This is a genomic window from Curtobacterium sp. MCPF17_003, from assembly GCF_003224385.1.
Classification (GTDB): Bacteria; Actinomycetota; Actinomycetes; order Actinomycetales; family Microbacteriaceae; genus Curtobacterium; species Curtobacterium flaccumfaciens.
Genome location: NZ_QKLC01000004.1, coordinates 195,748 through 222,271 on the forward strand (window position 1 = coordinate 195,748; position 26,524 = coordinate 222,271).

Below are 26,524 nucleotides of genomic sequence, written 5' to 3' on the forward strand. Positions count from 1 at the left end.
TCGGACCGGTGGAGAGCCTCCAGGCCGTTTCCGGCTGTGGAGGAGTCGCAAGACGCCGTCGTCTCCGAACCACGCCTGGAAAGCGTTGAGACGCCGCCGAATTCGGCGGCGTCTCAACGACACGACGGCGTCTTGCGGACCAGAATCGGCCCGGACCAGAACTCAGCTGCGGTAGTTCGGCGCCTCGACGACCATCTGGACGTCGTGCGGGTGGGACTCCTTGAGCCCCGCCGCCGTGATGCGGACGAACTTGCCACGGGCCTTCAGCTCGGGGATCGTGCGACCGCCGACGTAGAACATCGACTGCCGCAGCCCTCCGGTGAGCTGGTAGACGACGTTGCCGACCGAACCGCGGTAGGGCACCTGGCCCTCGATGCCCTCGGGGATGAGCTTGTCGTCGTTCGGCACGTCCGCCTGGAAGTAGCGGTCCTTCGAGTACGAGGTCTTCTTGCCACGGGTCTGCAGGGCACCGAGGGACCCCATGCCGCGGTAGGCCTTGAACTGCTTGCCGTTCACGAACACCAGGTCACCGGGGGACTCATCGGTGCCGGCCAGCAGCGAGCCGAGCATGACGGTGTCGGCACCGGCCACCAGGGCCTTGGCGATGTCGCCCGAGTACTGCAGGCCACCGTCGGCGATGATCGGCACACCGGCTTCGCGTGCGGCGAGGGAGGCCTCGTACACGGCGGTCACCTGCGGCACACCCACTCCGGCGACGACGCGCGTGGTGCAGATGGAGCCCGGGCCGACACCGACCTTGACGGCGTCCACACCGGCGTCGATGAGCGCCTGGGCGCCCGCGCGGGTGGCGACGTTGCCGCCGATGACGTCGATCGCGTCGAACGTCGGGTCGGCCTTCAGGCGACGGACCATGTCGAGCACGCCTTCGCTCTCGCCGTTGGCGGTGTCGACGACGAGCACGTCGACGCCGGCGTCACGCAGGGCCTCGGCGCGCTGCCAGGCGTCGCCGAAGAAGCCGATCGCGGCACCGACGCGGAGCCGGCCCTCGTCGTCCTTCGTGGCGTCCGGGTACTGCTCGCTCTTGTCGAAGTCCTTGACGGTGATGAGGCCGCGGAGCTTGCCCTCGGCGTCGACCAGCGGCAGCTTCTCGATCTTGTGCTGCGCGAAGATGGCGATCGCCTCTTCGGGGTCGATGCCCTCCATCGCGGTGATCAGCGGGGCCTTCGTCATGACGTCGCGCACGTACGTGGTGGCCTGCTCGAACGAGGCCACGAAGCGCATGTCGCGGTTCGTGATGATGCCGACGAGGGTGCCGTCCTGCTCGACGACCGGGAGGCCGGAGACGCGGAACTGGCCGCAGAGCGCGTCGACCTCGGCCACGGTGGCGTCCGGGGTCGTGGTCACCGGGTTGGTGATCATGCCCGACTCGGAGCGCTTGACCTTGTCGACGTAGGCCGCCTGGTCTTCGATGGACAGGTTGCGGTGCAGGATCCCGATGCCGCCCTGGCGCGCCATGGCGATGGCCATGCGGGCTTCGGTGACGGTGTCCATCGCGGCGGAGAGCAGCGGGACGTTGACGGAGATCCGCTTGGTGAGCCGGGACGCCGTGGACGCCTCGCTCGGGATGACGTCGGTGTGCCCGGGCAGCAGCATGACGTCGTCGTACGTGAGTCCGATGAATCCGAACGGATCCGGCTGGTCCATGGGTCCCCTTCGTGGGCGAGTGAAGTGTCGAGACACCGGGAACACGACGACGGGTTCCGGATAGGACATGGTAACGCGAGCGGCTGTCGCCGCATTCCGCCTGGAGGCACGGATCGCGCCCGCCTCGGAGCGTTCCTCCACAACGTCACAGTTCGGGTACGAATCACACAGGGAACGTGTTGGAAACACGGGTGTCACAAAATCCCCATAGGTTCCTCGTCATCCGAACGAGAGGCTCTTCCGTGGGATCCATCACTCCTCCGGGACGGGCGCAGCCGCGCCTGTTCCGCCTCCGCCACGCACGACGACGACCGGTCCTGGCGGCCGTGCTCGTCGCCGCGTTCCTGGCGACCTTCCTGATCGACTGGGCGGTCACCCTGCCGGCCTTCAGTGCCACCTCGGCACCGGCCACCAGCCAGGCGTGCACCGTCAGCCCCGACAACGGGTGCATCCAGGGCACGATCACCGACTCCGAGCGTGAACCGGCCGAGGGCGTCGACGTCGACGTGACCGGCCCGAGCGGCTTCGACGAGACGGCCACGACGAACGCCGACGGCCGCTGGTCGGTCAGCGTCGACACGGCCGGCGAGTACACGGTGAGCGTCGACCAGGGCACCCTGCCGAAGGGGCAGTACCTGACGAACGCCGCCGACGCCGAGCGCAAGGTGCAGGCCACCCTGAACGCCAACGTCGGGCAGATCTTCCAGCTGTCCGACCAGAAGGGCGCCACGACCTCGGCGGACTCGTCGGGCGTGAGCATCCAGCGGGCCTGGCAGCAGTTCGCCTCGGGGCTCCGGCTCGGGCTGCTCATCGCCCTGGCGTCCATCGGGCTCTCGCTCATCTACGGCACGACGGGGCTGTCGAGCTTCTCGCACGGTGAGCAGGTCACCCTCGGCGGCCTGCTGGCGTACGTGTTCGCCAACCAGCTCGGCTGGAACATCTGGGTCACCGGCATCGTCGTCACGCTGTTGTGCGCCGCGACCGGGTACCTGCAGGACGCCGCGATCTGGCGGCCACTCCGGCGACGGCGCATCAGCCTGACGCAGCTCATGATCGTGACGATCGGTCTGTCGATCGCCGCCCAGTACGCGTTCCAGTACTTCTTCGGTGCCTCGACGGTGCGCATCCAGCAGGGCAACCCGGAGACCGTGCGGTTCGCGGGCGTCACCCTGACGGTGCAGTCCTACGTCGCCATGGGGATCGCGCTCGTGGTCCTCGTCGCGACCGGGCTCTTCCTGGCGAAGACGCGCTTCGGCCGGGCGACCCGCGCCGTGTCGGACAACCCGGCGCTCGCCGCGGCCTCCGGCATCGACGTCGACCGGGTGATCCGCTTCGTGTGGACGCTCGCCGCCGGCCTCGCGGGGCTCTCCGGCGTGATGCTCGGACTCGTCCTGAACGGCGTGAACTGGCAGACCGGGCTCCAGCTGCTCCTGCTCATGTTCGCCTCGGTCACGCTCGGTGGCCTCGGCACCGCGTACGGCGCCCTGGTCGGCTCGATGATCATCGGCGTCGTCGTGGAGCTCACGAACCTGGTGCTCCCCGGTGACTTCAAGTACGCCACCGCCCTCGTCATCCTCATCCTCATCCTGCTGTTCCGGCCGCAGGGCATCTTCGGCCGCGCCGAGCGGATCGGCTAAGGGAGCACGCGCATGGACTACATCCTCAACCTGCTGTCCTCGCTCACCCAGGAGGCACTCGCCCCGACGACGGCGGCGTTCGCCCTGGCCGCGATCGGCCTGAACGTGCACTTCGGGCTCACCGGCCTCGTGAACATGGGCCAGGCGGCGTTCCTGCTGCTCGGTGCCTACGGCTTCGCGATCTCGATCACGAACGGACTGCCGTTCGTGATGGCGGTCCTCATCGCCCTGCTCGTCGCGATCGTGTTCGCGATCATCCTCGGCATCCCGACCCTTCGGTTGCGCGGCGACTACCTGGCGATCGTCACGATCTCCGGCGCCGAGATCATCCGCATGGTGGGCCGCTCGAGCCTGCTCACCTCGACCACGGGCGGCTCGAACGGCATCACCGGGTCGAGCTACCGCGACCCGTTCACCGCCCTCAGCCCGCTGCCCGACGGCACCACCACGATCCTGTGGTTCACGTACGCGAACAACGGCGTCAACGGTTGGTGGATCCGCATCGCCGCGTGGGCCATGGTCGCCCTGTTCACCCTGGTGCTCTTCCTGCTGATGCGCAGCCCGTGGGGCCGCGTGGTGAAGGCCATCCGCGAGGACGAGGACGCGGTCCGCTCGCTCGGCAAGAACGTCTACTCGTACAAGATGCAGGCGCTCGTGTTCGGTGGGGCGCTCGGTGCGATCGCGGGCATCATCTACGTGCTGCCGAGTTCGGTGCAACCAGACGCCATGGGCCGCTCGATGACGTTCTTCATCTGGACGGCGCTCATCCTCGGTGGTGCGGCGACGGTGTTCGGACCGGTGCTCGGAGCCGTGCTCTTCTTCGTCGTCCGGCTCTTCATCCGCACGCTGGCCGGCGACTTCATCCCCGACTCGATCATGAACGCGCAGCAGGCGGAGCAGTTCTCGTACGTGCTCGTCGGCGTCGCGCTCATGCTGCTCATCGTGTTCCGTCCACAGGGGTTGCTCGGCAACAAGAAGGAGCTGACGTTCAGTGTCTGAGACCTACGGCCACCCCAAGGCCGACCCGATCCTCACCGTCGACGACGTCACCCGCCGCTTCGGGGGCATGACCGCCGTGGACGTCGACCACCTCGAGGTCCAGCGTGGTTCCATCACGGCCCTCATCGGCCCGAACGGCGCCGGCAAGACGACGTTCTTCAACCTGCTCACCGGGTTCGACAAGCCGAGCCCGGGTGCGAAGACGCAGTTCGACGGCGCCACGCTGCAGAAGACGAGCGCGACGCACATCGCGAACAAGGGCATGGTCCGCACCTTCCAGCTGACCAAGGCGCTGTCCCGGCTCACCGTGATGCAGAACATGCTCCTCGGTGCCCGCGACCAGCCCGGCGAGAACTTCTTCGCCGCCCTGGTCAAGCCGGTGTGGGCGAAGCGGGAGCGCGAGATCACGGCCAAGGCCGAGGACCTCCTCGCCCGGTTCAAGCTCGACACGAAGGCGGACGACTACGCCGGTTCGCTGTCCGGCGGGCAGCGCAAGCTGCTCGAGATGGCGCGGGCGCTGATGTCCGACCCGACGATGATCATGCTCGACGAGCCGATGGCCGGCGTGAACCCCGCGCTCACCCAGTCGCTCCTCGGGCACATCCAGTCCCTGCGCGACGACGGCATGACCGTGCTGTTCGTCGAGCACGACATGCACATGGTCCGGCACATCTCGGACTGGGTGGTCGTGATGGCCGAGGGCAAGGTCGTCGCCGAGGGCCCGGCGGACACGGTGATGGACGACCAGGCCGTGATCGACGCCTACCTCGGTGCGCACCACGACACCGACCTGGGTGACGACTCGCTCCTCACCGAGGAGACCTTCGAGGAACTGGCGGAGGAAGTCGCCGAAGAGGACGCAGCAGAGGAGACGACCCGATGACGGACGCAACGGACCCCACGAACGCGAGCAGTGCCTCCAGTCCGTCCCCGGCGGCCACGCTGGAACGCGAGCCGGTGCTCAGCGCGAAGAACCTCGTCGCCGGCTACCTGCCGGGCGTGAACATCCTGAACGGCTGCGACCTGGACTGCTACCCGGGCGAGCTCATCGGCATCATCGGGCCGAACGGTGCGGGCAAGTCGACGCTCCTCAAGGCGCTGTTCGGGCTCGTGTCCATCCGCGAGGGTTCGGTGACCCTGCAGGGTGACGACATCACGAACCTCAAGGCGAACAAGCTCGTGCAGGCCGGTGTCGGCTTCGTGCCGCAGACGAACAACGTGTTCCCCTCGCTGTCGATCGAGGAGAACCTGCAGATGGGGCTGTACCTGCGGCCCCGGAAGTTCGCCGAACGGCTCGAGGTCATCTACGACCTGTTCCCGGTCCTCGCTCAGCGGCGGAACCAGCGGGCCGGATCGCTCTCGGGTGGTGAGCGGCAGTCCGTCGCGATGGCCCGTGCGCTGATGATGGACCCGAAGGTGCTGCTGCTCGACGAGCCGAGCGCCGGACTCTCCCCCGTGCGCCAGGACGAGACGTTCCTGCGGACCCGCCGGATCAACAAGGCCGGTGTGTCGATCATCATGGTGGAGCAGAACGCGCGACGCTGTCTGCAGATCTGCGATCGTGGGTACGTGCTCGACCAGGGGAAGAACGCGTACTCGGGCACCGGGAAGGAACTCGCTGACGACCCCAAGGTCATCGAGCTCTACCTGGGGACGCTCGCCAAGGACGTCGACGCACAGCGCTAGCGCTGTCGTCGGCTACGGGTACCGCTGTGGGGGTGGTATCCGTGACGGGTGGGGCCGTGCGTGGTCGCTTCGCGCCGCACGGCCCCGCTCCTGTACCCGGCCCGGAGGCGCGGCTCGCGTCCGGTCGCATGACTGTGGTCGCATGACGCCGTCGTGTTCTGTTGACGCCGCGGTCCCGTCGAGACGCCTCGGAATCCTGCGGCGTCTCGTTCGTAGGGCGGTGTCCTGCGCTGACGACGGCGTCTTCCGTTGATGACGGCGTCCTCCGTCGCACCCCGGCCCGGAGGCGCGGCTCGCCCCGCGCGGGTCGGTATCGTTCCGCGGGTGCGCACCTCCGGACCCCTCGTGCTCGACGCCCTCGTCTGGCTCGTGTTCATCGCGCTCTTCGTCGGCGCGGCGTTGTTCGTCAAGGTCGCGGCCGTGCTGCTCGTCGTGCTCGTGGTGCTCGCGCTCCTGCTCGGCTTCGTGCTGCGGGCGCTCCGGAAGCGCCGACGGGCGCCGCGGCGTCCGCGCTGACGACTCCGCCCGCACCGTCCGGCCCGTGCACGCCGCAGAGCCCGCCCGGTAGGCTGTCCGAGTGAGCGAAGTCGAGATCGGTGCAGGCAAGCGCGGACGTCGGGCGTACGCGTTCGACGACATCGCGGTGGTCCCCTCCAGGCGGACGCGTGACCCGCGCGACGTCAGTGTGCAGTGGTCGATCGACGCGTTCACGTTCGCGTCGCCGATCCTGTCGGCGCCGATGGACTCCGTGTCCTCGCCGGCGACGGTCATCCAGATGGGCAAGCTCGGCATCCTCGGTGTGCTCGACCTCGAGGGCCTGTGGACCCGCTACGAGGACCCGACCCCGTACTACGACGAGATCAAGTCGCTCACCGACGGCAACGTCACGAAGCGCATGCAGGAGATCTACTCGGAGCCGATCAAGGCCGAGCTGATCACCGCACGCCTGGCTGAGATCCGCGCAGCCGGTGTGCCGGTCGCCGGTTCGCTCAGCCCGCAGCGCACCCAGGAGTTCTCGAAGACGGTCGTCGACGCCGGTGTCGACCTGTTCGTCATCCGCGGCACCACGGTCTCGGCCGAGCACGTCTCCCAGACCGAGGAACCCCTCAACCTCAAGAAGTTCATCTACGAGCTCGACGTCCCGGTGATCGTGGGCGGTGCCTCGACGTACACGTCGGCGCTGCACCTCATGCGCACCGGTGCCGCGGGCGTGCTCGTCGGCTTCGGTGGCGGCGCAGCGTCGACCACCCGTGCCGCGCTCGGCATCCACGCCCCGATGGCCACCGCCGTCGCGGACGTCGCCGGTGCCCGTCGCGACTACCTCGACGAGTCGGGCGGCCGCTACGTGCACGTCATCGCCGACGGCGGGCTCGACACCGCGGGCGACATCGTCAAGGCCATCGCCGTGGGCGCCGACGCGGTCATGCTCGGCACCGCACTTGCCCGTGCGACCGAGGCCCCGGGTGGTGGCTACCACTGGGGTGCCGAGGCGCACCACCCCGAGCTGCCCCGCGGCCGCCGGGTCGAGGTGGGCACGATCGCCCCGCTCGAGAACGTCCTGAACGGCCCGACGCCGACCCACGACGGCCGCGCGAACCTCGTCGGTGCCCTGCGCCGCTCGATGGCGACGACCGGATACTCCGACGCCAAGGAGTTCCAGCGAGTAGAAGTGGTCGTGGCGCCGTACCACCAGTGACGGTGGCACTCGGGCACGACCCCGGGTGACGCCACGGCGCCGACCGTGACCCGGAGGCGACGATGGCCAAGTCCAGCACGACGAAGCAGACCAGCACGGCCGGACGTCCACGTGACGTCGCGCCCGGCGTGGGGTTCGACCCCGCGGCGAAGCTCGGACCGGACGAACGTGCGGCGGCGATCGAGACGCTGAAGACCAAGGAGCTCGACGTCCTGGTCGTCGGCGGCGGCATCGTCGGTGCGGGCAGTGCGCTCGACGCCGTGACCCGCGGCCTGAGCGTCGGCATCGTCGAGGCCCGCGACTGGGGCTCGGGGACGTCGAGCCGCTCGTCCAAGCTCGTGCACGGTGGCATCCGCTACCTCGAGCAGCTCAACTTCGCACTCGTCCGCGAGGCCCTCATCGAACGCGGCCTGCTGCTCCAGCGCATCGCCCCGCACCTGGTGAAGCCCGTGCGCTTCCTCTACCCGCTCAACCACCGGGTGTGGGAGCGGTTCTACATCGGCATCGGCATGGCGATGTACGACGTGTTCAGCTGGTCCGGCGGCCGTCCGCCCGGCGTCCCGCACCACCGGCACCTCAGCCGGAAGCAGGTGCTCAGGAACATGCCCGGGCTCAAGAAGGACGCCTTCGTCGGCGGCATGACGTACTACGACGCCCAGGTCGACGACGCGCGCTACGTGGCGTCGCTCGTGCGCACCGCGGCCTCGTACGGTGCCGAGGCAGCGAGTCGCGTCCGCATCGAGGGGTTCATCAAGGTCGGAGAGCGCGTGGTCGGCGCGCAGGCCCACGACATCCAGACCGGCGAACGGTTCGAGATCCGCGCGAAGCAGGTCGTCAACGCCACCGGTGTCTGGACCGACGACACCCAGGCGATGATCGGCACCCGCGGCCAGTTCAAGGTGCGGGCGTCGAAGGGCGTCCACCTCGTGATCCCCCGAGACCGGTTCCAGTCGAACACGGGCATGATCCTGCGCACCGAGAAGAGCGTGCTGTTCGTCATCCCGTGGGGCCGGCACTGGCTCGTCGGCACGACCGACACCGACTGGTACCTCGACAAGGCGCATCCGGCAGCGACCGCGGCGGACATCGACTACATCCTCGAGCACGTCAACAAGGTGCTCGCCGTCCCGCTGACCCGCGAGGACGTCGAGGGCGTCTACGCCGGACTCCGGCCGCTGCTGGCGGGGGAGTCCGACCAGACCTCGCAGCTCAGCCGGGAGCACGTCGTCGCCCACACCGTCCCGGGCCTCGTCGTGGTTGCCGGCGGCAAGTGGACCACCTACCGGGTGATGGGCAAGGACGCCATCGACGAGGCCGTCGCGGCCATGGACGGCAGGATCCCGGAGTCGACGACCGAGGACATCCCACTCCTCGGTGCCGAGGGCTACCCTGCCGCGTGGAACCGACGCGCCCGCACCGCACGGAGCTTCAACGTGCACAAGGTCCGCATCGAGCACCTGCTCAACCGGTACGGCACCCTCGCGACCGAGGTGCTGCAGCTCGTCGAGCAGGACCCCGCGCTCGCCGAACCGCTGCCGGGGGCCGACGACTACATCGGCGCCGAGGTCGTCTACGCCGCCTCGCACGAGGGCGCCCTGCACCTGGAGGACGTCCTCGCCCGTCGCACCCGCATCTCCATCGAGGCCTGGGACCGCGGCGATTCGGCAGCGCCCGTCGCCGCGAAGCTCATGGCGGACGTGCTCGGGTGGGACCAGGAGACGACCGAGCACGAGGTCGCGAACTACCTGAAGCGCGTCGCCGCCGAACGGGAGTCGCAGCTGCAGCCCGACGACGAGAGCGCGGACCGTGTGCGGCTCGAGGCCCCGGACATCGCGTTCGGCTTCGACGAGGACGACGTGGTCGTGGGCGGGGGCCGCTCGGACGGTGCCGAGGGCGCGAAGGCGTCCGACGAGCAGGTCGTCGGCGAGAAGACGAGCGAGCCGGAGTAGCGAGGCCAGAAGACGCCGTCGTGTCACCGAGACGCCGCCGGATCCGGCGGCGTCTCGGTGTCGACGCGGCGTCTCGACAAGACGACGGCGTCTTTCGGGGTCCACCCGCGCCTCCAGACCGGAAGGACGGAAGGACGGACTGGAGGCCCGTGGTTCGTCCGTCAGCCGGCGTGCGCCCGCAGGGCGGCGCGGCGTACGTGCACCGACTGGCCCACCACGAGCACCACCGGGATCGCGATCAGCGCGACGAGGCTCGTCACGTACAGCACGCCCGACCAGATCGTGTGGTCACCGCCGCCGACCCCGTAGGCGTCCGCGACGTCCATGCCGAGGGCGAGCGCCGCGACGAACGACATCGGCGTCCCCACCACGACGACGGCGAGCAGCACCGCCGCGATGACGTGCGCCGGCGCCCGGGTGACCAGCAGCAGCACCGACAGCCCCGCGGCGAACAGGACGCCGACGACGGCGATCCCGACGACGGTCGCGACGTCCGCCCCGACCGGGAAGCCCTGCTGCGTGAGCTCGGTGTGGATCTCGGCCAGGGTCGCACCGGGGACCGCGGCGAGCGGGTCCAGCACCAGTGCGTTCACCGCCAGCAGTGCCGCGTACAGCGCGACGACCAGCACCCCGACGACGGCGACGACGATCCGTGTTCTCCCCATCCACAGAACAGTAGTGCGCGGAATGCGCGGGACCACCGGGTGGTTAGCATGGGGGTACTCGAAGAGGGAGCCATCATGGTCGACGTCCATCGCGTCAAACTCCCCGGAGTCGGCGTGCTGCACAGCTTCTACACCGACGACGGTGGCAAGTGCGGTGTCATCACGCACCGGTCGGGGCACTCCGACCTCATCTCGTTCGCCGACGTCTCCGACGGCGCGGACAAGTCCGAGAAGGTCTCGCTGCGTCTCAGCGAGGACGAAGCGCACACGCTCGCCGAACTGCTCGGCGGCACCCGGATCACCGAGGGCCTCGACAAGCTCGACGAGATCCCTGGCCTCTCCATCGACTGGTTCTCCGTCGACTACGACGACGCCATCGCGGGCAAGCCCCTCGGCGACCTGCACGACTCGGGCTTCATCGGCCTGACCGTCGTCGCCGTGGTGCGTGGCGACAGCGCCAACCCGGCGCCCTCGTCGGACTTCGTCGTGTTCCCCGGAGACACGATCGTCGTCGCCGGTTCCCCCGAGAAGGTCGCCAAGGCGTTCTCCTTCTACCGCAGCGGAGAGCTTGCGGCCGCCTCGGCCGAGGCCCCGCGGAAGAGCTAGCGCATGCACCTGGGTGGTGAGCTGCTCACCATCGGTGTGCTCTTCGTCATCGCCTACGTCCTGGGCCGGCTCGGCAAGACCATCGGTCTGCCGGCCATCCCGATCTACATGGTGGTCGGACTCGTCGCGAGTCCGAACACGCCGTGGTTCGGGCTGAGCGTCGAGTCCCACACGATCGAGCTCATCGCGACGTTCGGGCTCATCCTGCTGCTGTTCAACCTCGGGCTCGAGTTCGACCAAGAGGAGTTCTACGGCAACGCCGGCAAGCTCCTGGTGTCGGGCGGCACCTACGTCGTCATCAACATGGGCGTCGGGTTCGCCTTCGGGTTCTCGCTCGGCTGGGGCACCCGTGAAGCCCTGATCATCGCGGGCATGACGGCGACGTCCTCGAGCGCCATCGTGACGAAGCTCCTCATCGAGCTCCGGCGCCTGGCGAACGACGAGACCCCGATGATCCTCGGCGTCACCGTGATCGAGGACGTCTTCATCGCCGTCTACCTGGCGATCGTCTCCGTGGTGCTGTCCGGCGACACCAACGTCTGGGCCGTCGTCGGCAAGCTGGCACTCGCGTTCGGGTTCCTCATCGTGATGTTCACGCTCGCGCGCTTCGCGGGCAAGTGGGTCTCGAAGATCTTCGCCACTCGTGACGACGAGCTGTTCACGGTGCTGTTCTTCGGACTCGCGGTCATGTTCGGCGGCATCGGCGACCTGCTCGGCGTGACCGACGCCATCGGTGCCTTCGTCATCGGCCTGCTCTGCGGAGCGACCCGGTACCGCGACCGCATCGAACAGCTCGCCCTGCCGATGCGCGACGTCTTCGCCGCGTTCTTCTTCGTCAACTTCGGGCTCGGCCTCGACCTGTCGACCTTCGGCGAGGTGCTCTGGCCCGTCCTCGGCGCCATCGGCATGACGGTCGTGCTCAACGCGGTCGCCGGCCAGATCGTCGCGCGGATGAACGGCTTCAACGTCCAGCAGGGCATCAACACCGCCGTCATCCTGGTGAACCGTGGCGAGTTCGCGCTGATCCTCGCGACGCTGTCGGCTGCCGCCGGGCTGGAGGCGCGGATCACCGCCTTCGCGGGCCTCTACGTCCTCTGCATGGCCGTCCTCGGGCCGCTGCTCGCGGTGAACTCGGACCGGATCGGCCGCCTCGTGGTGCGCCCGGGTCGGCTCATCCGCCTGCGCGGACGCCTGGGCGGCCGACGTGCCGTCGCCGCAGCAGCCGCCGCCGAGAGCGCCGAAGCGGCCGAGGCCGAGGCGGACGCCACCGCCGCGGCACGGAAGGCCGAGCGGGACCGCCAGTTCGCCGAGGAGTTCGCGCTCGTCGAGGCTGCTGGCAGGGACGAGCGAGACAATGAGGGGTCCGAGCCGACGTCCGCCCCCGTGACGTCGCCGGTCGAGATCCCCGCCGAGCGCCCCGAGCGCCCGGTCCGACAGCGCGATCCGGAGTACTGATACAGATGTGGGCCGTTGCCCGACGACCGAGGTGGATCGCGCTGCTGTTGCTGGCGCTCGTGCTGGCGGCGGTGTTCGCCGGGCTGGGCAAGTGGCAGCTCGAGCGGTCGATCGCCAACGGCAAACCCCTGCCGGCGACCACCGAGACCCGCCGCACGCTCGAGGCGGTCACCACCCCCGAGCGCCCCGTCAGCGAGAGCCTCGCCGGGCAGAGGGTCACCGTCACCGGGACCTTCGTCGCCGACGACACCACCGTCCTGACCGGCCGCACCGGGGGTGGGAAGTACCAGACCGTCGGGCACCTGGTGGACTCGGACGGTGGGGCGAGCCTCCCGGTCGTCATCGGGTGGTCCGACCAGCGGTCGGCCGCCGTCGCCGGGGGCGAGCGCCTGGCGGACGGGCAGACGCTCACGATCCAGGGTCGCTACTACCCGGCCGAGTCGCCTGACCAGGACGCCTACAAGAAGGGCGAGTACTCCGCCGTCGCGCCCGCCCGGTTCGTGAACACCTGGCAGGCCTTCGACGACCGCATGTACCTCGGGTACGTCGTCGCCGACGGCGCCACCGCGAAGGCCGCCGACCTCGGCACCATCGCCGACCGTGCACCGTCGCGCGAGGTCCAGTTCGACTGGCTCAACCTGTTCTACGCGATCGAGTGGGTCGTGTTCGCCGGCTTCGCCGTGTTCCTCTGGTACCGGTTCGTGAAGGACGCCTGGGAGCGCGAGCAGGAAGAGGAGCGCGAGGCAGCGCTCGCCACCGAAGCCGACGCGCTCCGACGGTAGGATTGCAGGCATGGCCCTGACCGTCCGAACCCGTGACATCCCCAAGATCCCGGGGGCGGTGAAGTGGTACCGCGTCTCGGCGTACATCACCGGTGTGCTGCTGCTCGCCCTGGTGGTCGAGGTCATCATCAAGTACACGCCGCTGCAGCTCGAGATGCAGCTCGGCAACGGTCCGTTCTTCGTGCCCAACGGCACGGCGGGCGAGACCCCGGGCACGTTCAACCTGTCGATCGCGATCCTCATCGCCCACGGCTGGCTGTACGTGCTCTACCTGTTCACTGACTTCCGTCTGTGGAGCATCATGCGCTGGAGGCCGTCGCGCTTCCTGCTCATCGCCCTCGGGGGCATCATCCCGTTCATGTCCTTCGTGGTCGAACACCGCATGCAGCAGCAGGCCATGGACACCTACCACGAGCTGATCGCTGCCCAGCAGCGTGAGAAGGAGGCCGCTCGGTGAGCGAGACCGAACAGCGTCCCGTCCTCGTCGTCGACTTCGGGGCCCAGTACGCGCAGCTCATCGCGCGTCGGGTCCGTGAAGCGAACGTCTACAGCGAGATCGTGCCGCACTCCATCACCGCGGACGAGATCCGCGCCAAGGACCCGGCGGCCATCGTGCTGTCCGGTGGTCCGTCGTCCGTGTACGAAGAAGGCGCGCCGTCCCTCGACGGTGACATCCTCGACCTCGGCGTCCCCGTGCTCGGCATCTGCTACGGCTTCCAGGCCATGGCGACCGCCCTCGGTGGCGAGGTCGCGAACACCGGTCTGCGCGAGTACGGCGCCACCGACGTGACGCTCGCCCCCGGCACCAGCACCCTGCTCGGCGACCAGCCGGCGGACCAGGTGACGTGGATGTCGCACGGCGACTCCGTGGCCAAGGCCCCGGCAGGCTTCGAGGTGCTCGCCTCGAGCGCATCGACGCCCGTCGCGGCGTTCGCGTCCGACGAGCGCAAGCTCTACGGCGTGCAGTGGCACCCCGAGGTCAAGCACTCCGTGTACGGCCAGGCCGTGCTCGAGAACTTCCTGCACCGTGCCGCGGGCCTGCCCGGCGACTGGAACTCCAGCAACGTCATCGAGGAGCAGGTCGCCCGCATCCGCGAGCAGGTCGGCTCCGCACGGGTCATCGCCGGGCTCTCCGGTGGTGTCGACTCCGCCGTCGCCGCAGCCCTGGTGCACAAGGCCGTCGGCGACCAGCTCACCTGCGTCTTCGTCGACCACGGGCTCCTGCGTGCCGACGAGCGCAAGCAGGTGGAAGAGGACTACGTCGCCTCCACCGGTGTCCGGCTCATCACGATCGACGCCGAGCAGCAGTTCCTCGACGCCCTCGCCGGCGTGAGCGACCCCGAGCAGAAGCGCAAGATCATCGGGCGCGAGTTCATCCGCACGTTCGAGGGCGCGGCCGAGGCACTCGTGCTGGAGGCGCAGGCTTCCGACTCTGATGCCGAGGTCAAGTTCCTCGTGCAGGGGACCCTGTACCCGGACGTCGTCGAGTCCGGCGGCGGAGCGGGCACCGCGAACATCAAGTCGCACCACAACGTCGGCGGCCTGCCCGAGGACATGACGTTCGAGCTCGTCGAGCCCCTGCGCACCCTGTTCAAGGACGAGGTCCGTGCGGTCGGCCGCGAGCTCGGGCTGCCCGAGGTCATCGTCGGTCGCCAGCCGTTCCCCGGCCCGGGCCTGGGCATCCGCATCGTCGGCGAGGTCACGAAGGAGCGGCTCGAACTGCTCCGCGCGGCCGACAAGATCGCTCGCGAAGAGCTCACCGCGGCCGGCCTCGACCAGGAGATCTGGCAGTGCCCGGTCGTGCTGCTCGCCGACGTCCGCTCCGTGGGCGTGCAGGGCGACGGCCGGACCTACGGGCACCCGATCGTGCTCCGTCCGGTCTCGTCCGAGGACGCCATGACCGCCGACTGGACGCGTCTGCCGTACGACACCCTCGCGAAGATCTCGAACCGCATCACGAACGAGGTGCCCGACGTCAACCGGGTCGTGCTCGACGTCACGTCGAAGCCGCCGGGGACGATCGAGTGGGAGTAGGGCTCCCCAGAGCAACGGAAGGCCCGGGACGCGTCAGGCGTGCCGGGCCTTCCGTGCGTCCGGGGGCGGCGTCGCCGGGGTCGTGGGCGTGGGCGCTGTTGGGGCCGTTGAGTGGTCACAACACCCCGCGGGCCCGATGCCGAGCGGTCAGGAACTGTCGGCTGGCCCCGGCCCCGGCGACACTTCGTGACCACTCGGCGGGCGTTGGCGGGGTGTTGTGACCAATGGGCCACCCCCGCCGCCGCTCCCGCCAGCACCGCCGGCCCGGGAACGACGAAGGGCCCCGGCAGCGCCGGGGCCCTTCGCGTGTGCGGTGGTACTAGTTGCGCGAGCTGCTCGCGATGATGGCGAGGATGCGCAGGATCTCGAGGTACAGCCAGACGATCGTCATGATCAGGCCGAACGCAGCGGTCCAGGCGTAGATCCGGGGAGCGCCACGACGGACACCGGTCTGGATCTGGTCGAAGTCGAGGATCAGCGAGTACGCCGCCATGACCACGACGAGGATGCCGATGATCACACCGAGCGGGATGCCGAAGATCGTGATGCCGAGTGCGCCGAACGCGGTGTTCGTCACGCCGGTCCACATCAGGACCAGGTTGATGAGCGAGAACACCATGTACCCGACCATCGCGACGAGGAAGAAGCGCGTGGCCTTCGGTGTGGCGCGGACCTTGCCCGATGCGAACAGCGCGAGCGTCACGGCGAAGACACCGAGCGTCCCGAACACCGCCTGGGTGACGATGCCACCCCACATCGAGTTGTACGCGCCGGAGATGCCACCCACGAACAGACCCTGGGCGAAGGAGTACGCCAGGACGAGGCCCGGGGAGGGCTTCTTCTTGAACATGTTCACGAGCGCCAGGACGAACCCGACGACGGCGCCGATGATCCAGACGATCGGGGGCAGGTTCCAACCGGCCACGGCGCCGACGACGAGCACGCCGAACGCGAGCAGCGTCTTGACGATGGTGTCTTCGTACGACATGCGGTCGGTGTCCACCGGGGACGCAGTCGGGCGGTCGTACATGTACTGCAGCTGCTCGGGGGTCATGCCGCCCTGGGCCTGCTGCGGGGTCTGTCCCCAGCCGGCCTGCTGCTGACCAGCACCGCGCCCGCCCCAGGTGTTTGCCCCCTGTGCGTTGAAGGCGGGGGACTGGTCGAAACCGGGCTTGAAGGCCATGGTGTCCTCTTCCTAGGAGATTCGAGTCCTCTCAGCCTAGGGGCGCTCGGTCGCGGAAGGCTGAGGATTCGCGGCGAGCGGACGCGGACCCATCGGGCCCCGACGGGGGAAGCCTAGGGTCGCCCGCTGCACGCGCGCCCCGAGGACGTCGAGAGTCCGCCGTCGAGCCCGTCGAGCCCGTCGAGCCCGCCCGCCCGGACGGCAGCGCCGGGTACAGCCACGTGACGAGCGCGACCGAGATCGTCATGAGCAGGAACCACGCCACGATCTTCGTCGGCGCCACCGGCTGCCACACCGCGAGCTGTGCCGGGTAGCTCCACGCCCCGGCCCAGGTCGCGACGTTCTCGGCTGCCCAGATGAACACCGCGACGAGGCCCATCGCGACGAGCACGGGCATCCGCAGTGTCGCCCGGTGGATCCGGACGTGCATGGTCGTGCGGGCGAAGAGCAGCAGCACGAGCGTGAGGAGCAGGTACCGGGCGTCGGCGACGAAGTGGTGGCCGAAGAAGTTCAGGTAGATCCCGCACGCCACGACCGCCAGCAGCCACTGCCGCGGGTACCGGTCGAACCGCAGGTCGAACAGCCGGTACACCCTGACCATGTACGACCCGACGGCGCCGTACATGAAGCCCGAGAACAGCGGCACCCCGGCGACGACGAACAGCCCTCCGGGTTCGTAGGTCCACGAGCCCATGTGGGTCTTGAACACCTCCATCGCGGTGCCGACGACGTGGAACAGCAGCACGACGCGGAGTTCGCGGACGGTCTCGAGCCCGAACACGAGCATGCCGACCTGCAGCAGCACGGCCGCGATCGTCAGCACGTCGTTCCGCATCGCCGCCGGCACGGTCAGGTGCACCACGGCCATGGTCGTGAGCAGCAGCGCCCCGAACGCGCACGCCCAGGCCTGCTTCGCGCCGAACACCAGGAACTCGGTGACGAACACACGGACGGGCCGGTGCGGTTGGTGCCCGGCGTCGAGCAGACGGCGTGCGGCCCGGTCGATCCGGGCCTCGACGGCGGTGGAGAGCGAACGGACGGTCATGCGGTGATGCTCCGCGTCGTCGCTGGGAACAGCGGCGCTCGGAGCGACGGGTGTGTCCCCAGACACAGGCGCCCGCTGGTCACCCGCGGCAAGTAGGGTCGCGCCATGACCCTCGTGATCGCCCACCGCGGTGCGTCCGGCTACCGTCCCGAGCACTCGCGGAGCGCGTACGACCTCGCGATCGAACTCGGCGCCGACGCGATCGAACCGGACCTGGTGCCCACGAAGGACGGCGTGCTGGTGCTCCGGCACGAGAACGAGGTCTCGGGCACCACGGACGTCGCCGACCACCCCGAGTTCCGGCACCTGCGCACGACGAAGACCGTCGACGGCCAGACCCTGACCGGCTGGTTCACCGAGGACTTCACGTGGGCCGAGCTGCAGACGCTCCGCACCCGCGAGCGCCTGCCGGTGCTCCGCCCGGGATCCGCCGAGCACGACGGTGTGCAGCCGATCCTGCGGCTCGTCGACCTGCTCGCCGTCCTCGATGCCGCACCCCGCCCGGTCGGGCTCGTCGCCGAGGTCAAGCACGCCGCGTACTTCGCCCGCGCCGGGTTCCCGATGGGTGAACTCGTCGACGCCGCGCTCGGCGAGGCCGGGTGGCGGCGGGACGAGCGGCTCACGGTGGAGAGCTTCGAGAAGGGCGTGCTGCGCGACCTGCGCGAGCGGGGGACCGGTGGTCGACTCGTGTACCTCCAGGAGGCCCGTGGCAGCGCCGCGGACGAGGTCGCGTCCCACGGATCGCTCGCCCCCACCTACGCCGCCGAGCGCTCCGAGGACGCGCTCGCGTCGTTCGCGACCGAGTTCCACGGCATCAGCGTCGACCTCGGCACCCTGATGGCCGGCGTCGACAGCGTCGCGCTCGACGACCCGACGCCGGTGCGCAGCGCGATCGTCGACCGCGCCCACGCCGCGGGGCTCGCGGTGTACACGTGGACCCTCCGGCCGGAGAACCGGTTCCTGCCGTCGCCGTTGCGTCGTGGTGGCGACGTCGCGGCGTTCGGCGACTGGGAGCGGTGGTTCACGTCCGTGATCCGCACCGGACTCGACGGGGTGTTCGCCGACCACCCTGACCTGGCGGTGCTCGCCCGGTCCGCTGTCGGGGGTCCCGCCTAGACTGTCCCGGACATGACGATCGTGCTCGACCCCTTCGAATCGACGCCCGAGCCGGGCGCCGGTGCCCGCGCGTACGAAGACCCGTTCACCGCGGGTCTGAACCCCCAGCAGAAGGAAGCCGTCGAGTACCGCGGCGAGTCCCTGCTGATCGTGGCCGGTGCCGGTTCCGGCAAGACGAGCGTGCTCACCCGCCGCATCGCGCTGCTGCTCGCCAACCGCGAAGCCTGGCCGTCGCAGATCCTGGCGATCACGTTCACGAACAAGGCCGCGGCCGAGATGCGCGAGCGCGTCCGGGCCCTGGTCGGTGGCGAGGCCGAGGGGATGTGGATCTCCACGTTCCACTCGGCGTGCGTGCGCATCCTGCGGCGCGAAGCCGAGCGGTTCGGGTTCCCGCAGTCGTTCACGATCTACGACTCCGCCGACTCCAAGGCGCTGCTGAAGCGGATCATCAAGGAGCTCGAGGCCGACTCCCTCGGGCTGACCGTCGGCGCCGCGGCGTCGAAGATCTCGAAGCTCAAGAACGAGCTGCAGGACATCGACACCTACGCGCGCAACATCAACGTGAACGACCCGCAAGAGGTCATGTTCACCGAGGTGTTCCGGCGCTACACGAACGAACTCCGCCGGGCGAACGCGTTCGACTTCGACGACCTCATCGGCCAGACGGTGTTCCTGTTCCGGGCCTTCCCGGACGTCGCTGCCCTGTACCAGCGCCGCTTCCGGTACATCCTGGTCGACGAGTACCAGGACACGAACCACGCCCAGTACGCCCTGATCCGTGAGCTCACCCGCCCGGTGCCGGTCGAGCAGGTCGACAAGCTCGAGGACTCCGGCCAGCACGTCGCCCGGATGCGGGAGACCGACGGGTCGATCGCCCCCGCGTCCCTGACGGTGGTCGGCGACTCCGACCAGTCGATCTACGCGTTCCGCGGGGCGGACATCCGCAACATCGTCGAGTTCGAGCGGGACTTCCCGAACTCCAAGACGATCCTGCTCGAGCAGAACTACCGCTCGACGCAGAACATCCTCGACGCGGCGAACGCCGTCATCGCGAACAACTTCGACCGCCAGGCGAAGAGCCTGTTCACCGACGTCGGTGCCGGCGAGAAGATCGTCGGCTTCACCGGGTACACCGGCCACGACGAGGCGCAGTTCGTCGCCGACGAGATCCAGCGCCTGCGTGAAGACGGCATGGACTACCGCGACATGGCGGTGTTCTACCGGACCAACTCGCAGACCCGTGCGCTCGAGGAGATCTTCATCCGTGCGGCGATCCCGTACCGGGTGCTCGGCGGCACGAAGTTCTACGAGCGCGCCGAGATCAAGGACGCCATGGCGTACCTGATCACCGTCGCCAACCCGGCCGACCCGATGGCCCTGCGCCGCATCCTCAACGTGCCCAAGCGCGGCATCGGCTCGGTCACCGAGACCACGCTGCAGCGCTACGCCGACGAGCACGAGACCACGATGCGCGACGCCCTGCGGCACGCGGGCGAGCTCGGGTTCGGGCCGAAGGTGCGGAACGCCATCACCGAGTTCGCGGCGCTGCTCGACTCCGTGTCCGAGAAGGCCCCGACGCAGCCGGTGGTCGACACCCTGACGCAGCTGCTCGACGGCTCCGGGCTGCTCGACAACCTGCGGAAGTCGCCCGACGCGCAGGACGCAGCCCGTGCCGACAACATCGACGAGCTCGTGGCCGTGACGCGTGAGTTCCAGAAGAACAACCCCGAGGGCACGCTGTCGGACTTCCTGACCGAGGTCTCGCTGGTCGCCGCGGCGGACGAGCTCGACGACTCTTCGGGAACGGTGTCGCTGATGACGCTGCACACCGCGAAGGGCTTGGAGTACGACGCGGTGTTCCTGACCGGCGTCGAGGAAGACCTGCTTCCGCACCGGATGTCCGCCAACGAACCCGGCGGGCCGTCGGAAGAGCGCCGGCTGTTCTACGTGGGCATCACCCGCGCCAAGAAGGTCCTGTTCCTGTCCCTCGCGATGACCCGCGCCCAGTTCGGCGACGTGAACGTGGCGATGCCCTCGCGCTTCCTGCAGGAGATCCCCGAGGGGCTCATCGAGTGGAAGCAGTCCCCGGGCATGGCGAACAGCCGTGGTGGCACGCAGCCCCGCGCCCTGAACGCCAAGCGCGACGGCGGCTTCGGCGGCGGCGGCGGTGGCGGTGGCTACCGCGGTGGTGGCGGCTGGGGCGGCGGCTCGTACGACCGCGCAGCGGCGGCCTCGAAGACCCGCCCGAAGACCGAGTGGGCGAACCGGGTGTCCGGGCAGGTGCGCGACAACGGCGACATGGAACTCGTCGCCGGCGACCGCATCAAGCACGTCGACTTCGGTGAGGGCACGGTGTCCGCGGTGACGGGTCAGGGTGCCAAGCGCATCGCCGAGATCGCGTTCGACTCAGCGGGCCGCAAGAAGCTCCTCATCAAGATCGCCCCGATCGAGAAGCTGTAGGAGCTCTCACCGGTCCACACCGAACCGGCAGCCGCGGCCGGTCCGGAGTTCACGGAACGGAGCCGGGCGTTCCCCTGTGATCGGCAGCACCCCGGCCGTCGCGGATGATGACCGCGACGCCCGCTGCGGCCCGCACACCCCGGTCATCCTCACGACGCACGCCCTCGTCTCGCCGGGCGGGGATGCCTGGCCCGTCCGGCAGACGAGCGTCTGACACGCACGGCCGGACAGGCACCCCTCGTTCGGGTGGCACGATCACGGTTTGTGAGGTTAGCCTTACCTAACGTGACACCTCCCATCGAACTCCTGACCACCGCCACCGCCGAGCGCTACCGCTCCGCCGTGACGTCCACGGTGGACCGCCTGGCCGACCGCTTCGCCGCCGCCGACCGTCCGACGACCGACACCGCTCCCGAGGTCCTCCGGGCCCGGGTGCAGGACGTCGACCTCGACGCCGAACCCCTCGGGACGGACCGTGCACTCGCCGAACTCGACGAGCTGTTCGTCCGCGAGGCCGTCTGGTTCCACGACCCGGCGTACCTCGCGCACCTGAACTGCCCGGTCGCGCTGCCCGCGGTCGCCGCCGAGTCGGTCCTGGCCGCCGTGAACCCGTCGGTCGACACCTGGGACCAGTCCCGGATCGGCACCGAGATCGAGCGGCACGTCGTCGCCTGGCTCGCCGGTCGGATCGGGTTCGCCGCGGGGGACGGCGTCTTCACCTCGGGCGGCTCGCAGTCGAACCTGCAGGCCCTGCTGCTGGCGCGCGAGGCCCTCGGCACCAGCGGCACCGTGTTCACGACCGCGGAGACCCACTTCAGCATCGCGAAGTCGGCGCGGCTGCTCGGGCTCGAGGCCGTGGTCGCCGTCGCCACCGACCACGCCGGCCGGATGGTGCCGGCCGCCCTCGCCGAGGCGATCGCCGCCGCCCGCGCAGCCGGGCAGACGCCGATGGCCGTCGTCGCCACCGCCGGCACCACCGACCGCGGGGTGATCGACCCGCTCGAGCCGATCGCGGACGTCTGTGACCTCGAGGGAGTCTGGCTGCACGTCGACGCCGCGTACGGCTGCGGGCTGCTCGTGTCCCCGACCCGCCGGCACCTGCTCGACGGCGTCGAACGGGCCCGGAGCGTGACCGCCGACCTGCACAAGTCGTTCTTCCAGCCGGTGTCGTCGAGCGCCCTGCTCGTGCAGCGCCCGGAGGACCTGCGCCGCACCGCCTGGTACGCCGACTACCTGAACCCCGAGGACGCCGCCGAGCCGAACCAGGTCGACAAGTCCCTGCAGACGACCCGCCGGTTCGACGCCCTGAAGCTCTGGGCCACCCTGCGGGCGACCGGTGCCGACGCGATCGGTGCCGCGTTCGACGCCGTCATCGACCTCGCCGTGACCACCCACCGGATCGTCGAGGAGCACCCCGACCTGGTGCTCGTCGCGCCGACGCAGCTCAGCACGGTGCTGTTCCGCTGGCAGCCCGCCGGCATGACGGACGAGGCCGCCGACGCGCTGGTCGCCCCGATCCGCTCGGCCCTGCTCGCCGAGGGCCGGGTGCTCGTCGCCAAGACGGTCATCGACGGCCGGCCGTGCAACAAGCTCACGCTGCTCAACCCCGAGACCACCCCGGAGCAGATGCGCGCGTCGCTGGAGCACGTCGTCGCGACGGCCGCCCGGGTGCGCGCCGCCGCCACCACGACCGAGGGAGCGACCCGATGACCGCCGACCGCACCGCCGCCGACCGCACCACGGACCGCGCAACCGCCGCCGACCGCACCGCCGTGCACGACGTCGTCGGCATCGGCATCGGCCCGTTCAACCTCGGCCTCGCCTGCCTGACCGACCCGATCGCCGACCTCGACGCGGTGTTCCTCGACGGCGCCGACGGCTTCGCCTGGCACCACGGCATGATGCTGGACGACGCCACGATCCAGGTGCCGTTCCTCGCCGACCTGGTGACGATGGCCGACCCGACCTCGCCGTTCTCGTTCCTCGCCTGGCTCAAGGACACCGGGCGCCTGTACCCGTTCTACATCCGCGAGGACTTTCACCCCCTGCGCAGTGAGTACGACGCCTACTGCCGCTGGGTCGCCGACCGCCTCGACACCCTGCGGTGGGGCCGCCGGGTGACCGCCGTCGAGCACGACCCGGTCACCGACACGTTCGCGGTGCACGCCGAGACCGATCAGGGTCCCGAGACGTACCGCGCACACCACGTCGTCGTGGGCATCGGCACCGAGCCGTCCGTCCCCGCCCCGCTGCGCGGGATCGGCGGACCGGCCGTCCACTCCGCCGAGTTCCTGCCGAACCGCGACGCACTGCGCGACGCCGGGTCGATCGCCGTCGTCGGCAGCGGGCAGTCCGCCGCCGAGGTCTACCGCGAACTGCTCGAGGACATCCGGCAGGACGGCTACCGCCTCGACTGGATCACGCGTTCGCCCCGGTTCTTCCCGATGGAGGACACCAAGCTCACCCTCGAGATGACGAGCCCGGAGTACACGGACCACTTCCACGGGCTGCCCGAAGCCGTCCGCGACCGCCTCGGGCGCGAGCAGCGTGGCCTGTACAAGGGCATCAGCGCCGACCTGGTCGACGACCTGTACGACCAGCTCTACCGGATCAGTGCGCGCGGGCCGGTCCCGACGACGCTCCGGACCGAGACGAGCGTCGTCGACGCCGCCTGGCTCGCCGACCGCGGCGCGTACCGGCTGACGCTCCGGCACGAGCAGCTCGACCAGACGTACGAGCACGAGGTCGAGCAGCTGGTGCTGGCCACCGGGTACACCCCGCGGGTCCCGCGGTTCCTCGACCCGGTCGAGCACCTCGTCGCCCGCGACTCCCGCGGTCGCCTGGCCGTCGCCCGCGACCACCACGTCGACACCCTGGGCGGACGCATCTGGGTGCAGAACGCCGAGGAGCACACGCACGGCCTGACCGCGCCCGACCTCGGCATGGGTGCGTGGCGGAACGCGTCGATCATCCGGTCCGTCACGGGTCGCCCCGTGTACGGCCTGGAGGCCCGGATCGCCTTCCAGGAGTTCGGCCTGCCCGCCTCGGAGCCGTCCACCGCCCGCCCCGGCGCCGCGGAGCGCGCGCCGGCCCGGCCCGCGTCCGAGCGTGCGGAGGTGTCCGCATGAGCGCCGTCGTCGACAGCACCGGTGTGACGGGCAGCGATGGCACGGGCACTGCGACGGTCGACGCGCACGGGGCGACCGCGTCCGGGGGAGCCGAGTCGGGCCTCCTGACCGTCGAACCCGTGGACCCGGAACGGGACGCCGCCGTCGTGCAGTCGTGGCTCACCCACCCGGCGTCGTCGTGGTGGGAGATGGGCGACCTCGACGTGGACGGCGTGCGCGCCTACCTGGCCGGAGTGCAGGCGGACCCCGCGCAGGCAGCGTGGCTCGGCCGCCGGAACGGCGAACCGTGCTTCCTGGCGGAGACCTACGACCCCTCCGCCGTCCTGCTCACCGACGTGTGGGCGGCCGAACCCGGCGACGTCGGCATGCACCTGCTCGTCGCGCCGGTGCCCGTCGAGGGTCGTGTCCACGGCCTGACCAGCGCGGTGATGCGTGCCGTCGTCGAGCACTGCCGGGACGCCCTCGGCGCGCGCCGGGTCGTCGTCGAACCGGACGTGCGGAACACCGCCGTCCAGGCGAAGAACGCCGAGGTCGGGTTCCGCGCGCTGCGCCAGGTGGACGTCGACGGCAAACGGGCCCTGCTGTCGGTGCTCGACACCGACCGGATCGGCGAGACCGACGACGACGGGCCGGCCGCACACCTGCGACCCGAGCACCTGGAACCCGCCGAACGGCACCTCGTCGCGAAGGCGATCGCGGAGTTCACCCACGAACGGCTGATCGCACCCGTGCCCGACGGGGACGGGTGGCGGCTCGACGCGGGGGAGTCGACCTACCGGTTCCGCGCACGGCAGCACGTGCTCGAGCACTGGTCGGTGGACGAGGCCTCGCTGACGCGGACCCGTGCGGGGGTGCCGGCGCCGCTCAGCGCGCAGGAGCTCGTGCTCGAACTGCGCGCGGTGCTCGGGATCCCCGACGAACTGCTCGGCACGTACCTGGAGGAGATCGCGTCGACGCTGGCGAGTGCCGCGGCGAAGCACCGGCGGGGCGGTCCGTCGGCTGCGCAGTCGGCGCGGGCGCGGTCCGGGGGATCCGTCGACGCCGCTGTTGCCTCCTTCCAGGACGTCGAGTCGGCGATGACCGAGGGACACCCGGCGTTCGTCGCCGCCAACGGCCGGATCGGGTTCGGGCTCGACGAGTACCGGGCGTTCGCGCCGGAGTCCGGCGGCCGGTTCCGGTACCGGTGGCTCGCCGCTCGACGCGAGCACACGCACCTGGCGCTCGCCGCGGACCGGACCGAGCAGGCGCACTGGGAGTCAGAGCTGTCGCCGGCTGTCGTGGCCGGGTTCCGTGCCACGCTGGAGCGTCGCGGGCTCGACCCCGACGACTACGTGTGGCTTCCCGTGCACCCGTGGCAGTGGCAGCACCGGATCGCCGTGACCTTCGCACCCGACCTGGGCCGACAGGACCTGGTCGACCTGGGCGAGGGACCCGACGAGTACCAGCCGCAGCAGTCCATCCGCACCGCGTTCAACCGCACCGAGCCGGCACGGTCGTACGTGAAGACGGCGCTCGCCGTGCAGAACATGGGGTTCCTGCGGGGGATGTCCCCCGCGTACATGCGGAACACCCCGGCCGTGAACGACTGGGTCGAGTCGATCGTCTCCGCCGACCCCACGCTCGCCGCTGCCGGGTTCTCGGTGCTCCGGGAGCACGCCGCCATCGGCTACACGGGAGACGCCTACCACCGGGTCGACGTGTCCTCGCCGCAGCGCAAGATGCTCGCGGCGCTGTGGCGGGAGAGCCCGCTGCCGCGGGTGACGGACGGCGAGCGACTGCTGACGATGGCGGCGCTGCTGCACCGGGACGCCTCGGGGAACGCCGTGGTCTCGGCGCTGATCGAGGCCTCCGGTCTGCCCGCCGACGTCTGGGTCCGGCGCTGGCTCGACGCCTACCTGCTGCCCGTCGTGCACTGCCTGACCGTGCACGACCTGGTGTTCATGCCGCACGGCGAGAACCTGGTGCTCGTCGTGCGCGACGGCGTCGTGGTCCGCGCCGTGATGAAGGACATCGGTGAAGAGGCCGCGGTGCTCGGGCGGCACGACGACCGCCCGGTACCCGCCGACATCGACCGGATCGTGCACCCGGTGCCCGACGACGAGGCCGCGCTCGCGGTGTTCACCGACGTGTTCGACGGGGTGCTGCGGTTCGTCGCCGCGATCCTCGACGACGACGAGGTGCTGCCGGAGTCCCGCTTCTGGCAGGTCGTGGGGGAGTGCGTCGACGCCCACGCCGACGCGCACCCGGACCGCCGTCGTCCCCTGGACCTGCGGGTGCCGACGTTCGAGCACTCGTGCCTGAACCGGTTGCAGCTGCGGAACACCCTGTCGATGGTGGACCTGGCGGACCAGTCGGCGTCGCTCATCCGGGCGGGGGTGATGGCGAACCCGATCGGGCGGTAGGGGGCGGGGCCTCGGA

General features: G+C 70.0%; 22 protein-coding genes. 18 read left to right on the forward strand and 4 right to left on the reverse strand.

Annotated elements, in window-relative coordinates; genetic code table 11:
* Positions 1-162 precede the first annotated feature (162 nt).
* Positions 163-1,665: an IMP dehydrogenase gene (gene guaB / locus DEJ30_RS06330; RefSeq protein WP_110859527.1), complete on the reverse strand. Its 1,503-nt coding sequence runs from the start codon at positions 1,663-1,665 to the stop codon at positions 163-165.
* A 326-nt stretch (positions 1,666-1,991) separates the two neighbouring features.
* Here guaB and DEJ30_RS06335 point away from each other — a divergent pair, with 326 nt between their 5' ends.
* The 7 genes from DEJ30_RS06335 (at position 1,992) to DEJ30_RS06365 (ending at position 9,632) form a co-directional block, all read left to right on the forward strand.
* Entirely contained in the window at positions 1,992-3,302 is a 1,311-nt protein-coding gene (locus DEJ30_RS06335) for a branched-chain amino acid ABC transporter permease (protein ID WP_110859528.1), read from the forward strand.
* A gap of 12 nt (positions 3,303-3,314) precedes the next feature.
* Positions 3,315-4,301, forward strand: coding sequence for a branched-chain amino acid ABC transporter permease (locus DEJ30_RS06340; protein ID WP_027466698.1), 987 nt, complete (start codon positions 3,315-3,317; stop codon positions 4,299-4,301).
* Complete coding sequence (locus tag DEJ30_RS06345; protein ID WP_110859529.1) at positions 4,294-5,184, forward strand: ABC transporter ATP-binding protein; 891 nt, start codon at positions 4,294-4,296, stop codon at positions 5,182-5,184. Before DEJ30_RS06340 ends, DEJ30_RS06345 begins: the two co-directional genes overlap by 8 nt.
* The gene (locus DEJ30_RS06350; RefSeq protein WP_027466696.1) at positions 5,181-5,987 is read left to right on the forward strand and encodes an ABC transporter ATP-binding protein; all 807 of its coding nucleotides are present in this window, start codon (positions 5,181-5,183) and stop codon (positions 5,985-5,987) included. The genes DEJ30_RS06345 and DEJ30_RS06350 overlap by 4 nt, the downstream gene beginning before the upstream one ends.
* A gap of 324 nt (positions 5,988-6,311) precedes the next feature.
* Positions 6,312-6,503 (forward strand): hypothetical protein, encoded by a 192-nt coding sequence (locus DEJ30_RS06355; RefSeq protein ID WP_110859530.1) that lies wholly within the window; start codon positions 6,312-6,314, stop codon positions 6,501-6,503.
* Between the two features lie 61 nt (positions 6,504-6,564).
* Positions 6,565-7,683 carry a GuaB3 family IMP dehydrogenase-related protein gene (locus tag DEJ30_RS06360; protein WP_027466694.1) on the forward strand — a complete coding sequence of 373 codons (1,119 nt, stop codon included), beginning with the start codon at positions 6,565-6,567 and terminating at the stop codon, positions 7,681-7,683.
* A 62-nt stretch (positions 7,684-7,745) separates the two neighbouring features.
* Positions 7,746-9,632 carry a glycerol-3-phosphate dehydrogenase/oxidase gene (locus tag DEJ30_RS06365; RefSeq protein ID WP_110859531.1) on the forward strand — a complete coding sequence of 629 codons (1,887 nt, stop codon included), beginning with the start codon at positions 7,746-7,748 and terminating at the stop codon, positions 9,630-9,632.
* 161 nt (positions 9,633-9,793) lie between these two features.
* Here the strand turns inward: DEJ30_RS06365 and DEJ30_RS06370 are convergent, their stop codons facing one another.
* Positions 9,794-10,297 (reverse strand): hypothetical protein, encoded by a 504-nt coding sequence (locus DEJ30_RS06370; RefSeq protein ID WP_110859532.1) that lies wholly within the window; start codon positions 10,295-10,297, stop codon positions 9,794-9,796.
* A gap of 75 nt (positions 10,298-10,372) precedes the next feature.
* On the opposite strand from DEJ30_RS06370, the gene DEJ30_RS06375 reads away from it, so the two are divergent.
* The 5 genes from DEJ30_RS06375 to guaA are packed head-to-tail and all read left to right on the forward strand — an operon-like array spanning position 10,373 to position 15,174.
* On the forward strand, positions 10,373-10,903 hold the full coding sequence (locus DEJ30_RS06375; protein ID WP_017885470.1) for a cation:proton antiporter regulatory subunit: 531 nt from the start codon (positions 10,373-10,375) through the stop codon (positions 10,901-10,903).
* A 3-nt stretch (positions 10,904-10,906) separates the two neighbouring features.
* Complete coding sequence (locus tag DEJ30_RS06380; protein ID WP_027466692.1) at positions 10,907-12,358, forward strand: cation:proton antiporter; 1,452 nt, start codon at positions 10,907-10,909, stop codon at positions 12,356-12,358.
* Between the two features lie 5 nt (positions 12,359-12,363).
* A complete protein-coding gene (locus DEJ30_RS06385) occupies positions 12,364-13,140 on the forward strand; it encodes an SURF1 family cytochrome oxidase biogenesis protein (protein ID WP_110859533.1) in 777 nt (258 codons plus the stop codon).
* Positions 13,141-13,150: 10 nt separating this feature from the next.
* Positions 13,151-13,597 (forward strand): DUF3817 domain-containing protein, encoded by a 447-nt coding sequence (locus tag DEJ30_RS06390; RefSeq protein WP_027466691.1) that lies wholly within the window; start codon positions 13,151-13,153, stop codon positions 13,595-13,597.
* Positions 13,594-15,174, forward strand: coding sequence for a glutamine-hydrolyzing GMP synthase (guaA, locus tag DEJ30_RS06395; RefSeq protein ID WP_027466690.1), 1,581 nt, complete (start codon positions 13,594-13,596; stop codon positions 15,172-15,174). Before DEJ30_RS06390 ends, guaA begins: the two co-directional genes overlap by 4 nt.
* A gap of 319 nt (positions 15,175-15,493) precedes the next feature.
* Here the strand turns inward: guaA and DEJ30_RS06400 are convergent, their stop codons facing one another.
* Together DEJ30_RS06400 and DEJ30_RS06405 are read right to left on the reverse strand one after the other, a co-directional pair.
* Positions 15,494-16,357 (reverse strand): Bax inhibitor-1/YccA family protein, encoded by an 864-nt coding sequence (locus DEJ30_RS06400; RefSeq protein WP_110859534.1) that lies wholly within the window; start codon positions 16,355-16,357, stop codon positions 15,494-15,496.
* Between the two features lie 31 nt (positions 16,358-16,388).
* Entirely contained in the window at positions 16,389-17,402 is a 1,014-nt protein-coding gene (locus DEJ30_RS06405; protein WP_110859535.1) for a DUF817 domain-containing protein, read from the reverse strand.
* A 105-nt stretch (positions 17,403-17,507) separates the two neighbouring features.
* Here DEJ30_RS06405 and DEJ30_RS06410 point away from each other — a divergent pair, with 105 nt between their 5' ends.
* The 6 genes from DEJ30_RS06410 (at position 17,508) to DEJ30_RS06430 (ending at position 26,508) form a co-directional block, all read left to right on the forward strand.
* The gene (locus tag DEJ30_RS06410; protein ID WP_110859536.1) at positions 17,508-18,518 is read left to right on the forward strand and encodes a glycerophosphodiester phosphodiesterase family protein; all 1,011 of its coding nucleotides are present in this window, start codon (positions 17,508-17,510) and stop codon (positions 18,516-18,518) included.
* Between the two features lie 12 nt (positions 18,519-18,530).
* On the forward strand, positions 18,531-20,978 hold the full coding sequence (locus DEJ30_RS06415) for an ATP-dependent helicase (protein ID WP_027466686.1): 2,448 nt from the start codon (positions 18,531-18,533) through the stop codon (positions 20,976-20,978).
* Positions 20,979-21,054: 76 nt separating this feature from the next.
* Complete coding sequence (locus DEJ30_RS18080; RefSeq protein ID WP_181420023.1) at positions 21,055-21,192, forward strand: hypothetical protein; 138 nt, start codon at positions 21,055-21,057, stop codon at positions 21,190-21,192.
* A gap of 71 nt (positions 21,193-21,263) precedes the next feature.
* On the forward strand, positions 21,264-22,688 hold the full coding sequence (locus DEJ30_RS06420) for a pyridoxal-dependent decarboxylase (protein ID WP_110859537.1): 1,425 nt from the start codon (positions 21,264-21,266) through the stop codon (positions 22,686-22,688).
* Positions 22,685-24,106 (forward strand): lysine N(6)-hydroxylase/L-ornithine N(5)-oxygenase family protein, encoded by a 1,422-nt coding sequence (locus DEJ30_RS06425; protein ID WP_110859538.1) that lies wholly within the window; start codon positions 22,685-22,687, stop codon positions 24,104-24,106. The genes DEJ30_RS06420 and DEJ30_RS06425 overlap by 4 nt, the downstream gene beginning before the upstream one ends.
* Positions 24,103-26,508, forward strand: a complete 2,406-nt coding sequence (locus DEJ30_RS06430; protein WP_258369847.1) for a GNAT family N-acetyltransferase — start codon at positions 24,103-24,105, stop codon at positions 26,506-26,508. The genes DEJ30_RS06425 and DEJ30_RS06430 overlap by 4 nt, the downstream gene beginning before the upstream one ends.
* The last annotated feature ends 16 nt before the right edge of the window (positions 26,509-26,524 follow it).

What these genes read in the sequence shown, in the direction of transcription:
- DEJ30_RS06375 (WP_017885470.1), top strand. Translation starts at nt 10,373, where the DNA reads ATGGTCGACGTCCATCGCGTCAAACTCCCCGGAGTCGGCGTGCTGCAC.
- DEJ30_RS06400 (WP_110859534.1), bottom strand. Translation starts at nt 16,357, where the DNA reads ATGGCCTTCAAGCCCGGTTTCGACCAGTCCCCCGCCTTCAACGCACAG.
- DEJ30_RS06340 (WP_027466698.1), top strand. Translation starts at nt 3,315, where the DNA reads ATGGACTACATCCTCAACCTGCTGTCCTCGCTCACCCAGGAGGCACTC.
- DEJ30_RS06365 (WP_110859531.1), top strand. Translation starts at nt 7,746, where the DNA reads ATGGCCAAGTCCAGCACGACGAAGCAGACCAGCACGGCCGGACGTCCA.
- DEJ30_RS06350 (WP_027466696.1), top strand. Translation starts at nt 5,181, where the DNA reads ATGACGGACGCAACGGACCCCACGAACGCGAGCAGTGCCTCCAGTCCG.
- DEJ30_RS06425 (WP_110859538.1), top strand. Translation starts at nt 22,685, where the DNA reads ATGACCGCCGACCGCACCGCCGCCGACCGCACCACGGACCGCGCAACC.
- DEJ30_RS06370 (WP_110859532.1), bottom strand. Translation starts at nt 10,297, where the DNA reads ATGGGGAGAACACGGATCGTCGTCGCCGTCGTCGGGGTGCTGGTCGTC.
- DEJ30_RS06385 (WP_110859533.1), top strand. Translation starts at nt 12,364, where the DNA reads ATGTGGGCCGTTGCCCGACGACCGAGGTGGATCGCGCTGCTGTTGCTG.
- DEJ30_RS06410 (WP_110859536.1), top strand. Translation starts at nt 17,508, where the DNA reads ATGACCCTCGTGATCGCCCACCGCGGTGCGTCCGGCTACCGTCCCGAG.
- DEJ30_RS06390 (WP_027466691.1), top strand. Translation starts at nt 13,151, where the DNA reads ATGGCCCTGACCGTCCGAACCCGTGACATCCCCAAGATCCCGGGGGCG.
- DEJ30_RS06415 (WP_027466686.1), top strand. Translation starts at nt 18,531, where the DNA reads ATGACGATCGTGCTCGACCCCTTCGAATCGACGCCCGAGCCGGGCGCC.
- guaB (WP_110859527.1), bottom strand. Translation starts at nt 1,665, where the DNA reads ATGGACCAGCCGGATCCGTTCGGATTCATCGGACTCACGTACGACGAC.
- DEJ30_RS06405 (WP_110859535.1), bottom strand. Translation starts at nt 17,402, where the DNA reads ATGACCGTCCGTTCGCTCTCCACCGCCGTCGAGGCCCGGATCGACCGG.
- DEJ30_RS06430 (WP_258369847.1), top strand. Translation starts at nt 24,103, where the DNA reads ATGAGCGCCGTCGTCGACAGCACCGGTGTGACGGGCAGCGATGGCACG.
- DEJ30_RS06380 (WP_027466692.1), top strand. Translation starts at nt 10,907, where the DNA reads ATGCACCTGGGTGGTGAGCTGCTCACCATCGGTGTGCTCTTCGTCATC.